The sequence below is a fragment of the Granulosicoccus antarcticus IMCC3135 genome, assembly GCF_002215215.1.
GTDB classification, from domain to species: Bacteria; Pseudomonadota; Gammaproteobacteria; order Granulosicoccales; family Granulosicoccaceae; genus Granulosicoccus; species Granulosicoccus antarcticus.
This window is the reverse complement of sequence record NZ_CP018632.1, coordinates 2315910-2327542: the sequence shown is the minus strand read 5'-3', so window position 1 is coordinate 2327542 and position 11633 is coordinate 2315910. Positions and strand designations below refer to the sequence as shown.

Genomic DNA, 11633 nt, shown 5'->3' with positions numbered 1-11633 from the left:
GGGTGAATTGAACCTGCCTGGGCAGGTAGGCAATCAACAATTATTCTTCAGACTCAACGAAAGCTTCGTAGTCATCCGGACTCATCATGTTTTCCACGTCTTCAACCTCGTTCGGTGCCAGCTTGAACAACCAGCCTTCACCGTAAGGATCAGTATTGACCAGCTCTGGGTTATCGGCCAGATTCGGGTTGGTGTCGATTATCTTGCCAGCAACCGGTGCGTAGATATCCGATGCCGCCTTGACAGATTCAACCACGGCAATGCCTTCTTCAGCCTCGCAATCACGGTCTATTTCCGGTGTTTCGACGAATACCAGATCACCCAATTGCTCTTGGGCATGACCGCTGATACCGACCGTGATGGTTCCATCTTCCTCGACTCGAACCCATTCGTGGGATGGTGCAAACTTCAGATCGCCTGGGATATCCATACGATTTGTCTCCTAATTAGAGTGGTGGAAATATTCTACTCTCGTGCCCGACCATGAGGCACAAAAGGTACGGAGGCAATACGGGCTGCAATGAGGCGATCGCGAATTTTCACATCACACCCACCCTTGAATTCCTTGTCCACCCGGGCAAGCGCAACCGACAAACCACGAGTGGGGCTGAAAGAACCCGAAGTAACCGTTCCTATAGGTCGGCCCGCACGCTCGACAACTTGACCGTGGCGCAGTACACCGCGTCCTTCCAGTATAATTCCGATCTGAACGAAACGCCCGCCGAACAGCTTGTGATCTTCCAGCACTTCGCGACCGATAAAGTTCCTGTCCGGATCTTTGATATCAATAGTGAAAGCGACACCAGACTCAGCTGGCGTATGCTGCTCGTCCAGATCCTGCCCGTACAGGCAAAGCCCGGCTTCCAGACGCAGCGTATCGCGTGCACCCAGCCCGGCAGGCTCAACACCTTGTGCTGCAAGAGCTTTCCATAGCTCGATTGACTTGTTCGCAGGCAGTGCGATCTCGACCCCATCTTCACCGGTGTAACCGGTACGACCGACGAACCAGTCGCCAGGCTCCAGTGCCGTATGACGCCCCATCGCGTTGAGATCGGCCGATACGCCCATTTCAGCGAGTGCCTTGTTGGCCAGATTGACAGCATCAGGCCCCTGCACCGCGATAAGCGCCGTATTGCTGACTTCCTGCAATTCGACATCGGCAGGCTTGTGTGACTCCATCCACGCCAGATCCTTTTCACGAGTGGCCGCATTGACGATCAGACGAAAACGATTTTCCTCGAGGCGATAGACAATCAGATCATCGATGACACCACCGGTCTCAGTACACATACAGGTATACAGAGCGCGACCGTCTTTGAGCTTGGCCACATCATTGCTCAACAACGTACGCAGCCAGGGGATAACCTCACCCTGCAAATCGATGATGGTCATGTGTGAAACATCAAACATGCCAGCGGAATCACGCACGGCCTTGTGTTCAGCGATCTGTGAACCGTAGTGAATGGGCAATGAATAGCCGGCAAAATCAACCAGTTTGCCGTTGTGCTCTTGATGCGCCTGATATAGCGGTGTCTGTTTACTCATGAATCTGTGGCCTACCTCTTCTGAATTGCGTGACTCCATCCATGTGCCATGAACAACACATCAACGTATCAATATGCCAATTGTACTGCATTGGACGACAGTACTTGACTCAGTGGGCTACGCTCGCAAGCGACGAGCCCAGGCAATTCCCAAACACAGAATCAGCGCGAGGATAAAAACAGGCCAGTTACCGGTGCGAGCATAGGGCGTCATGCCCGAACGCGGCTGAATCTGCACATCCAGTATGCCCTGCGTGTCGTGCTCGATACGTCCCAGAATATTACCCTTGAAATCCATCGCCGACGAGATACCGGTATTGGTTACTCTCACCAGAGGGCGTGCAAATTCACGCGCCCGCATGCGTGCTTTCTGCTCATGCTGGCGAGGTGCGGCGGAATCGCCAAACCAGGCATCGTTGGAAACATTGACCATCATCTGTGACTCTGGCAACAAGGCTCTCATCTCCTCTCCATAGACGTCTTCATAACAGATGGAGACACCCACCGAGGTTCCCTGCAATTTGATCGGCACATACGGTCCTCTGCCAGCGGCAAGGTCCGACATGGGAATGTCGATAAAACGCGCAGCGAAGTCCAGCACGAACCGGAGTGGCATGTATTCGCCAAATGGCACCAGATGCCGCTTGCGATACACAGCACGCTCGCCACCGAGCTGCCTGACCGCATTGTAGACATCATCGCCGTCACGCTGAAAACCACCACTCAGGACATCAACACCCCGAGCCTCCATCGAGGCTATGAACGGAGACATCGCCGACTCCACCCGATCGAAATACGTTGGAATAGCGGTTTCTGGCCAAACGACCAGATCAACATCCTTGAGCCCGTCCTGCGATGTCATCGATGCGTATAACTTCAGCGCGTGATTCAGACGCTCTGGCGAAAACTTCATCTCCTGAGCAATATTGGCTTGCACCAAGCGAACAGTGAGCGGATCTCCAGCAGGAGCCGAGAAAGACAGAGTACCGGCCACCCAGGCCACCAAGGCCACAGCTGATATCGAGGTAATCGCACCGGCACGCTGCTTCCAGCTTCCCGCCAGTACAACCAGCAGCATCGTTGCCAGCAACACCACCAGAAAGCTGATGCCATAGACGCCGACCAGAGGCGCAAAGTCCCCTAGTGGGCCTGATGTCTGGCTATAACCAATCAGTATCCAGGGAAAACCATCCATCAGCTTGCCGCGCAGCAGCTCGGACAAAACCCAGATCGAGGCAAACAACAGTGCATTGCGCAGCGACGCATCAGCCAGACGAAAACGTGCCCACAACCAGCAGCTCAGCGCTGGAAACACCGTCATCACCAGCACAAAAACCAGCGTCAGCAATGCGGCCAGCGGCGCGATGGCAGCACCGAACAGATGCAGACTGAAATAGACCCAGTGAACACCAATACCGAAATAGCCCAGACCAAAAAGCCAACCCAGCCATAACGCCTGACGCGGCGTTGCCTGCTGAATCAGCCCATAGAGCGTCATCACTGTCAGTATCGCCAACAACCACCAATGTGTCGGGGCAAATGACAACGGTAATATCAAGCCACTGCAAACAGCCAGCGTCGATGCGATCCAGCGAGGTAGGACAGGCATAGTTCAGAGTCTGGCTATCTGTTTATTCTGGAACAGGCGGAGTAACCTGCAGAAGTTCCAGGCGACGAGAATCTGCTGAAAGCACACGGAATTTGCAGCCCTCTATGACGGCGACTTCCCCGACTTTGGGCACATGACCGATGTGCTGCATCAGCAAGCCACCAATCGTATCGAAGTCTTCGTCACCAAAGTGCGTACCCAGCACTTCATTGAATTCATCAATGGGGGTCAGCGCTCGGACCGAAAAACGACCATCACCGTGATCACGGATATCGGCATCCTCTTCCGTATCGTGCTCATCGTCAATCTCGCCAACGATCTCTTCCAGCACATCCTCGATGGTTACCAGGCCTGCCACACCTCCGTACTCATCCAGCACGATAGCCATGTGATTTCGCGCTGTCTGAAACTCTTTCAGAAGCACGTTCAATCGTTTGGTTTCGGGTGTGAAGGTAGGCTTGCGGATGATGTCATCCAGCTTGAACGGATGCGCCGGATCGCTACTGGAGAAGCGCAGCATGTCTTTTGCCAGCACCGTCCCAACGATGTCATCCTTGTCTTCGTTAATCACCGGAAAACGCGAGTGACCTGATTCGATGACCACCGCGTGGATTTCCTCAGGCGTTGCATCGTATTCAATAACGACCATCTGCCCGCGAGGAATCATGATGTCACGGACACGCATCTCCACAACCTGGAAGACCCCCTCCACCATCTGCAGCGTGTCGGCATCGAAGATTTCACGCGCCTGCGCATCACGCAGCAGCTCCAGTAGCTCATCGCGATCTCTCGGCTCTCCGCCAATGGCGTGAACCAATCGCTCCATCAAAGATCGGCCAGAAGAATTACCGTCCTGGGTATCGTCACTCATTGCATGTCCGCTGCGTTGGTATCTGCATAGGGATCTGGTATACCCAGCCCCGATAATATCCGAATTTCAATTGACTCCATTTCATGGGCATCCTGCTCATTTTCATGATCATGACCACACAAATGCAAGCTACCGTGAACCAGCATATGCGCCCAATGCTGCAAGGGCGGCTTGGATTGCTCGCCTGCCTCGCGAGCAATAACCTCGGGACACAGCACCAGATCCCCTAAAATCAGCAAACCACCGCCGTTGGCCTCACTCTGCTCTTCAGCCAACATCATTGGCATCTCCGAAGCAAAGCTCAAGACATTGGTGGAGCTGTCTTTGTGACGATATTCCAGGTTCAGAGCACGCATCGCCTGAGCATCAAGCAGCTGCACGGACACTTCCAGGTCGGCCACTTCAGCCAGATCCAATAGCGTCTGGGAAGCGAAGGCCGCACGACAGCAGCGCTCGACAAGCTCTTCTGTCAACTGATCAGGCATGGCTTCCGAGCCAGCCTCAAACAGGATGTGTAATCGCATTTCCTGATTTTCTGGCTGGTTGGTAACGCCGACTAACAAGCTTGTCGAGGCAGGCTCGGGTTCTGGTTGGGACTCAGGCATTGTCTTCTTTTTTCTCAACCGCTTCATAAGCGGAAACAATTCGCTGCACCAGGGGGTGCCTGACAACATCGGCGGCCGTGAATTCACAAAAATTCAACCCTTCCACGCCGTTGAGCACTTGCTGCACATGCTTCAGTCCAGACATCTGATGCTTCGGTAAATCCACTTGCGTGACATCACCAGTGACAATAGCCTTGGAACCAAAGCCAATACGTGTCAGAAACATTTTCATCTGTTCAACGGTTGTGTTCTGTGCCTCATCCATGATGATGCAAGAATGGTTCAAGGTGCGTCCCCGCATGTAAGCCAGAGGCGCGATTTCAATGATGTTGCGCTCCACCAGCTTGCCGACCCGCTCAACACCCAGAAATTCATACAGCGCATCATAGATAGGCCGCAGATAGGGATCAACCTTCTGCATCATGTCGCCGGGCAGAAAACCAAGCCGCTCACCGGCTTCAACTGCCGGCCTGACCAGCACCAGGCGCTGCACCTGGTCAGACTCCAGAGCTTCCACCGCACAGGCGACCGCCAGAAAAGTCTTGCCGGTTCCCGCAGGACCGATACCAAAGGTCAGATCACGCTCCTTGATACTCGTCACGTAGTCGACCTGTCTGGGCCCACGACATTGAATAGTGGATTTACGCGTCTTGATAATCGTATTGATACGCGGCGCCGAAGAAGGCTTCTTCATGGCGTCCAGCCCGGACTCCTGCAAGGACAAATGCACCTCTTCAGGGGCCAGAGATTCGTTTTCAGTCATTTCGTATAGATAATCGATAAGCGCCTTGGCGCTGTCTGCAGAGGAGGAATCGCCTTCGACACAAAACTGATCGCCGCGATTGCTAATCGAGACATTGAGCCGCTTCTCGATTTGCTTGAGATGCTCGTCAAACTGGCCACACAATCTTGCGAGTCGCTGATTGTCAGGCGGCGTGACACGAAACTCTAATCTTGACATGCAACAACCACAGTTTCAGCCATTTCGACCAGTTCGCCACGCAGGGAATTGGGCAGTGCTTCAGTAATTTTCACATCGGCAAAATGGCCGATCATGGAGGTGTCACCGTTAAAGTTGACGACACGATTATTTTCTGTCCGCCCGCTCATCTGCTCAGGATCTTTTCTGGAGGGACGATCAACCAGCACACGCTGAGTACTGCCAATCATGCTCTTGCTAATGGCTGCAGCCTGTTGGATGATCAGGGCTTGCAAGCGTGCCAGACGCTCCTTCTTGACCGCCATGGGCGTCTCATCAGGTAGCGAGGCTGCCGGCGTTCCGGGACGCGCACTGAAGATAAAGCTGTAGGACTGGTCAAAGCCCATGCTTTCTATCAGTTTCATGGTGTCCTCAAAGTCCTTGTCAGTCTCGCCGGGGAAGCCGACGATGAAATCAGACGACAATGTGAGGTCAGGACGCGCCAACATCAACTTCCTGATCTTGGATTTGTACTCAATTGCTGTATGTCCACGCTTCATCGCCGCCAATATGCGATCCGATCCACTTTGCACTGGCAGATGCAGAAAGCTGACCAGCTCCGGCACTGTGGCATAGGCCTCTATCAGGGAATCACTGAACTCCACCGGATGTGAGGTAGTAAAACGAATGCGCTCGACACCCTCAATGGCTGCCACGTAACGTATCAACAAGGCCAGATCAGCGGTTCCTCCTTCGTGCATCGTGCCTCGGTAGGAGTTTACATTCTGACCCAGGAGATGGATTTCCCGAACACCCTGCTCTGCCAGCGACATGACCTCGTCAACAACATCATCCAGAGGTCTGCTGATTTCTTCGCCGCGCGTATAGGGCACCACGCAGAAGCTGCAGTATTTACTACACCCTTCAATAATAGAGACGTAGGCACTCGGACCTTCGGCCTTGGGCTCTGGCAAGCAGTCGAACTTCTCTATCTCAGGGAAGCTGATATCCACCACAGAAGCACTGTCGAGTCGACTTTTTTCCAGCAACTGAGGCAGGCGATGCAGGGTTTGTGGACCGAACACCACATCCACATACGGTGCTCGCTGGTGGATTGCCTCGCCTTCCTGACTGGCCACACAGCCACCAACACCAATGACCACCCCCTCACGGGCCTCCTTGTAGGGACGCCATCGTCCCAACTGCGAAAAGACCTTTTCTTGAGCCTTCTCACGGATGGAGCACGTATTGAGCAGCAGAATGTCAGCTTCGGCAGGATCAGATGTCGCTTCGACCGGGCCATCTTCAGCCAGCACAGCAAGCATCTTTGCCGAGTCGTATTCGTTCATCTGACAACCGTGTGTCTTGATGAATACCTTTCGTGTCATGAATGTAGTGAAACGCCAAAAACCCAAGTATACGCTGCTGCGGTATCTATCGCGAGTCGAAGGCACTTCACATAATGACAGGTATTAAAGTTTTATAAAACGCAATTAACGGCATGAAGCATGCAAACTTGCCGCTACAGTATGAAATAAACTTTAATAGTACCTCTCTTGAGCAAACAACCCTCCTCTCGCCAGTCTGTCAGCGAACTCAATGCCTTGCGGCATCGAGCCGTGCAGCAGCGCCTGGATGGCAGAACGCTCGCAGAAACCCAAAGCATCGTCGGCCTCAGCGCCCCCACCATCATTGCAGCGGTCAAGGCGTACCAGCAAGGTGGCTGGGAAGCCGTTGATGTAGGCCCTCGTGGCCGCCCCAAGGCCAACACTGCAGTCATGGAGCTGGACAAACTGCTCCAGCACCTCTTGAATGCAGCAACTTTGAGGCCGGATTCGAACCGCCAGGCCCAGCCATTGTGGAACAGCGAGCGCACCCGCCAATGGCTGGAAACCCAGTCATTGAAGATCAGCCGCTCGACTGTGCTCAGCTGGCTGAGCAAATGGTCGTTACAGCCCGACAGTCGCTATCGTCGCTTGCAAAATCGTCCAGGCACATCGCACTGGCAAACCGAACACGAACGCTTCGCTCGCAAGGCACGCCGCCGCGGCACCCCGGTACATTGGGTGGCCAGCCGACGACTGGCAGGATCACGACACCAGCTGTTTGCTCATGACTTGCGCGGTCATGCTTACTGGAGCCTCACCGCTACAACCCCAAAAGCCAGCGAGTACCTGAGCTTCTTCCAGGCACTGGCCATGGAACACACCACCGGCATTGCATTGGTACTGCCCGGCGCCCATCTGCTGCGAGACCCGCTCTTGGCGCGGTGGCTGCAGGACAGCGATACGCAAACCCTGGTCATCACCGAACCGACCGATTATTCCTCTCTAGATAACGAGCCTTTAACTCAACAAACGACCACCCCCATGACATCAACAAGCGACAAAAAGCCTGCGGCGTCGCCTGCCAGCAAGACCGGCAGCACGAGCAACGCCCGCACACTCACCCACCTGCAGCGCCTGGAAGCTGAAAGCATCCACATCATGCGCGAAGTGGTGGCCGAAGCTGACAATCCAGTCATGCTCTACTCCGTTGGCAAGGACAGCGCAGTCATGCTGCACCTGGCCCGAAAAGCATTCTTTCCGGCGACCCCACCTTTTCCTTTGCTGCACGTCGATACCGGCTGGAAGTTCAAGGCCATGTACGACTTTCGTGACAAGATCGTCAAGGAATATGGCATGGAACTGCTGACCCACATCAACCCTGAAGGCGTGGCTCAGAAGGTCAACCCTTTCACACACGGTTCAGCTCTACACACCGACATCATGAAGACTCAGGGTCTCAAGCAAGCTCTGGACGAGCACCGCTTCGATATCGCCTTTGGCGGTGCCCGACGCGATGAAGAGAAATCACGAGCCAAAGAACGCGTGTTCTCCTTTCGCAGCGCGCAACATCGCTGGGATGCAAAGAACCAGCGCCCGGAACTCTGGAGCCTGTACAACGCACGCAAACAACGCGATGAATCAATCCGCGTATTCCCGATCTCCAACTGGACAGAACTGGATATCTGGCAATACATTCACCGCGAGAACATCCCCATCGTGCCCCTGTACCTGGCTGGCGAACGCCCTGTTGTCATGCGCGATGGCGCCATGATCATGGTGGACGACGATCGCATGCCCATGAAGGAAGGTGAAGTACCGGAAATGCGCAGCGTACGCTTTCGTACCCTGGGCTGCTATCCGCTCACAGGTGCGGTCGAATCTACTGCAACCACACTTGAAGAAATCATTCAGGAGATGCTGCTGACGCGCACCTCCGAACGTCAGGGCCGCATGATCGATCACGATTCAGCCGCCTCCATGGAAAAGAAAAAGCAAGAGGGCTACTTCTGATGCAAGCCGAATCTGATGCGCTGATCGCGAACGATATCAGTGCCTACCTGGACAAACACGAACACAAAAGCCTGCTGCGATTCATTACCTGTGGCAGCGTCGACGATGGCAAGAGTACGCTGATTGGTCGTCTTCTCTATGAATCAAAAACCCTCTTCGAAGACCAGCTGGATACGGTCACTAACGACTCGAAAAAATGGGGAACTCAAGGCAAGAACATCGACTTCGCACTGCTTGTCGATGGGCTTGCTGCAGAACGCGAACAAGGCATCACCATTGATGTTGCCTATCGCTTCTTTTCTACCGACAGTCGCAAGTTCATTGTTGCCGATACCCCGGGACATGAGCAATACACGCGAAACATGGTTACTGGCGCCTCCACGGCTGATGTTGCCGTCATTCTGGTTGATGCTCGCGCCGGCCTGCTAACCCAAACCAGGCGTCATAGCTACCTGGTTTCGCTACTGGGTATTCGCAACGTCGTACTGGCTGTCAACAAGATGGACTTGATGGATTATGACGAGAGTGTCTTCACCAGCATCACTGAAGACTATATGAAGTTTGCCAAGTCTCTGAATATCGAAAACATCACCGCCATTCCCATGTCGGCATTGGCGGGCGACAACATCACCGAGCCTAGCAACAACATGTCGTGGTATCACGGCACAACACTGCTGTCCTGGCTGGAGACCGTCAAGATCGACAACGAGCGTCGCCAGGAAGAAGCGTTTCGCATGCCTGTACAGTGGGTCAATCGACCGTCACTGGATTTTCGTGGCTACGCAGGCACCATTACCGGTGGCCGTGTCGCACCCGGCGATGCAATCCGCATACAACCATCAGGTCGCATGAGCCAGGTTGCTCGTATCGTGACTTTTGATGGCGATCTTGATGAGGCTGTCACCGGCCAGTCCGTGACACTGACACTGACCGACGAAGTCGATGCCTCCAGAGGTGATGTCATATCAGCTGGCGAAGCACCGGCCAGTGTGGCCGATCAGTTTGAAACGACCATTGTATGGATGCATGATGAACCGTTGCTGGCGGGTCGCCCCTATCTGCTGAAGATGGGCACCAAGACCGTCAATGCGACAGTGACAACTATCAAGCACCAGGTGAATGTCAACACACTGGAAGAGAGTGCAGCAACGCAGCTGGAACTCAACGCCATTGGTGTTTGCAACATCAGCACCGACCAGCCACTGGCATTTGATTCTTACAAAACGAATCGTGAAATGGGCGGCTTCATCCTGATAGACCGGATGAATAATGCAACTGTGGGCGCAGGCATGCTGCACTTCTCATTGCGACGTGCTGACAACATTCACTTACAGGCAACTGATGTTGACAAGAAGGTTCGCTCTGCACAGAAAAGCCAGAAACCAGCGATTGTCTGGTTTACCGGACTCTCAGGTGCTGGCAAGTCAACGATTGCAAATCTGGTTGAAAAGCAGTTGCTGGCCAAAGGACATCACACCTACCTTCTTGACGGTGACAATGTTCGTCACGGCCTGAATCGTGACCTGGGTTTCACTGACGCGGATCGTGTCGAGAACATCCGACGTATCGGTGAAGTAGCCAGCCTGATGGTCGATTCCGGACTGATCGTGCTGACAGCCTTCATCTCGCCATTCCGCTCCGAGCGCGCTCTCGCCCGCTCACTGGTCGAGGAAGGTGAATTCATCGAGGTGCATGTCGACACGCCATTGAGCATCGCTGAAGATCGCGATCCCAAAGGCTTGTACAAGAAAGCACGCCGCGGCGAACTGAGCAACTTTACGGGTATAGACTCACCGTATGAAGCACCAGAACAGCCGGAGATCATGGTCGACACATCTGCCATGAGCGCCGAACAGGCGGCAGAACGAGTGGTTGCCGAACTGCGACGTCGTGGTGTTCTCAATCCACCTGAGTAGGCCATAAAGCCAGGCTCAGCTCATTTGAGCTGAGCCTGTAGGCACTAAACGAGGCGTCGTACTCTGCGCTCCGGCAGGAGCATGACGTTATCGGGTTTGGGTTTCGGAAGCCCAGTGGCAAGACCCACACTGAACTATTCAAAAAATGCGGCTTAGGCCAGCTCATCGACACGTGGCATTAACACCCCACGTGGACTCGGAGGCAGGCTAGATTGCCTCGAACTCTCGAGTCTTTGCATCGAGCAAATACTTCACTAACTACAATCGTGCATCACTGATTCATGCACCTGTTCGGGCATAAGTAAAAACGTTCGAACACAAGGCGGCGTCAAGCCGCCTCATGCCGCTCCCACATTCAAGCTGCGTGCTTGTGTGATTCGAACACGCCTTCTACTGCAGGACGACCGTAGCGCACAGCTTCTTCGATACCGTTACGAGTAACACCCAGTTCTGCCAACTCACGATCTGTGTAAGAACTCAGTTCGTTGATAGCCTGACTGATAATGCGTTGATCTTGCACTGGCTTGGCAGAAGCGTTTACAACAACAGCACTGACCGTAGTTTCTGATCCAGTATCAGCGCGCCATGGCCATGCTTTTACACCTTCAAGCAACAGTTCTTTTGAGAAACCGAAGTCTTCCAACTGACGGTCGCTCATGTTTATCAGTTCTTGGCGGGCACGTACTTTACCGTTGTGGACAGAGGCGCGGATAAAGGCTTCTTTAATACTGTTGAAAATACTCATGATTCATTTCCTGATCATTGTGTTGACAGGAAACACCCTGCCAACTGAATTAGCGAATGAGGTTACGTGATTCATCAATAACCCCT

General features: G+C 53.8%; 10 protein-coding genes. 2 read left to right on the top strand and 8 right to left on the bottom strand.

Going from position 1 to position 11633, the window contains the following annotated elements; genetic code table 11:
- Positions 1 to 40: 40 nt before the first annotated feature.
- The 7 genes from gcvH to miaB form a co-directional block, all read right to left on the bottom strand.
- Positions 41 to 430: a glycine cleavage system protein GcvH gene (gcvH, locus tag IMCC3135_RS10120; protein ID WP_088917491.1), complete on the bottom strand. Its 390-nt coding sequence runs from the start codon at positions 428 to 430 to the stop codon at positions 41 to 43.
- A gap of 35 nt (positions 431 to 465) precedes the next feature.
- Entirely contained in the window at positions 466 to 1545 is a 1080-nt protein-coding gene (gcvT, locus tag IMCC3135_RS10115; RefSeq protein ID WP_088921787.1) for a glycine cleavage system aminomethyltransferase GcvT, read from the bottom strand.
- A gap of 117 nt (positions 1546 to 1662) precedes the next feature.
- Positions 1663 to 3153, bottom strand: a complete 1491-nt coding sequence (lnt, locus tag IMCC3135_RS10110) for an apolipoprotein N-acyltransferase (RefSeq protein ID WP_088917490.1) — start codon at positions 3151 to 3153, stop codon at positions 1663 to 1665.
- A 22-nt stretch (positions 3154 to 3175) separates the two neighbouring features.
- On the bottom strand, positions 3176 to 4024 hold the full coding sequence (locus IMCC3135_RS10105; protein WP_088917489.1) for an HlyC/CorC family transporter: 849 nt from the start codon (positions 4022 to 4024) through the stop codon (positions 3176 to 3178).
- On the bottom strand, positions 4021 to 4629 hold the full coding sequence (gene ybeY / locus IMCC3135_RS10100) for an rRNA maturation RNase YbeY (protein ID WP_157735900.1): 609 nt from the start codon (positions 4627 to 4629) through the stop codon (positions 4021 to 4023). Before ybeY ends, IMCC3135_RS10105 begins: the two co-directional genes overlap by 4 nt.
- On the bottom strand, positions 4622 to 5590 hold the full coding sequence (locus IMCC3135_RS10095; protein WP_088917487.1) for a PhoH family protein: 969 nt from the start codon (positions 5588 to 5590) through the stop codon (positions 4622 to 4624). The genes ybeY and IMCC3135_RS10095 overlap by 8 nt, the downstream gene beginning before the upstream one ends.
- The gene (gene miaB / locus IMCC3135_RS10090; protein WP_088917486.1) at positions 5578 to 6936 is read right to left on the bottom strand and encodes a tRNA (N6-isopentenyl adenosine(37)-C2)-methylthiotransferase MiaB; all 1359 of its coding nucleotides are present in this window, start codon (positions 6934 to 6936) and stop codon (positions 5578 to 5580) included. The genes IMCC3135_RS10095 and miaB overlap by 13 nt, the downstream gene beginning before the upstream one ends.
- 981 nt (positions 6937 to 7917) lie before the next feature.
- On the opposite strand from miaB, the gene cysD reads away from it, so the two are divergent.
- Both cysD and cysN read left to right on the top strand, forming a co-directional pair.
- Positions 7918 to 8886 carry a sulfate adenylyltransferase subunit CysD gene (cysD, locus tag IMCC3135_RS10085; protein WP_088921786.1) on the top strand — a complete coding sequence of 323 codons (969 nt, stop codon included), beginning with the start codon at positions 7918 to 7920 and terminating at the stop codon, positions 8884 to 8886.
- Positions 8886 to 10802 (top strand): sulfate adenylyltransferase subunit CysN, encoded by a 1917-nt coding sequence (cysN, locus tag IMCC3135_RS10080; protein ID WP_088917485.1) that lies wholly within the window; start codon positions 8886 to 8888, stop codon positions 10800 to 10802. Before cysD ends, cysN begins: the two co-directional genes overlap by 1 nt.
- Positions 10803 to 11157: 355 nt before the next feature.
- Here cysN and IMCC3135_RS10075 read toward each other — a convergent pair whose 3' ends face one another.
- Positions 11158 to 11547, bottom strand: coding sequence for a hypothetical protein (locus IMCC3135_RS10075; protein ID WP_088917484.1), 390 nt, complete (start codon positions 11545 to 11547; stop codon positions 11158 to 11160).
- Positions 11548 to 11633: the final 86 nt, after the last annotated feature.

Excerpts from the sequence above, each read along its gene's own strand:
- gcvH (WP_088917491.1), bottom strand. The coding sequence starts at position 430 with ATGGATATCCCAGGCGATCTGAAGTTTGCACCATCCCACGAATGGGTT.
- gcvT (WP_088921787.1), bottom strand. The coding sequence starts at position 1,545 with ATGAGTAAACAGACACCGCTATATCAGGCGCATCAAGAGCACAACGGC.
- lnt (WP_088917490.1), bottom strand. The coding sequence starts at position 3,153 with ATGCCTGTCCTACCTCGCTGGATCGCATCGACGCTGGCTGTTTGCAGT.
- IMCC3135_RS10105 (WP_088917489.1), bottom strand. The coding sequence starts at position 4,024 with ATGAGTGACGATACCCAGGACGGTAATTCTTCTGGCCGATCTTTGATG.
- ybeY (WP_157735900.1), bottom strand. The coding sequence starts at position 4,629 with ATGCCTGAGTCCCAACCAGAACCCGAGCCTGCCTCGACAAGCTTGTTA.
- IMCC3135_RS10095 (WP_088917487.1), bottom strand. The coding sequence starts at position 5,590 with ATGTCAAGATTAGAGTTTCGTGTCACGCCGCCTGACAATCAGCGACTC.
- miaB (WP_088917486.1), bottom strand. The coding sequence starts at position 6,936 with ATGACACGAAAGGTATTCATCAAGACACACGGTTGTCAGATGAACGAA.
- cysD (WP_088921786.1), top strand. The coding sequence starts at position 7,918 with ATGACATCAACAAGCGACAAAAAGCCTGCGGCGTCGCCTGCCAGCAAG.
- cysN (WP_088917485.1), top strand. The coding sequence starts at position 8,886 with ATGCAAGCCGAATCTGATGCGCTGATCGCGAACGATATCAGTGCCTAC.
- IMCC3135_RS10075 (WP_088917484.1), bottom strand. The coding sequence starts at position 11,547 with ATGAGTATTTTCAACAGTATTAAAGAAGCCTTTATCCGCGCCTCTGTC.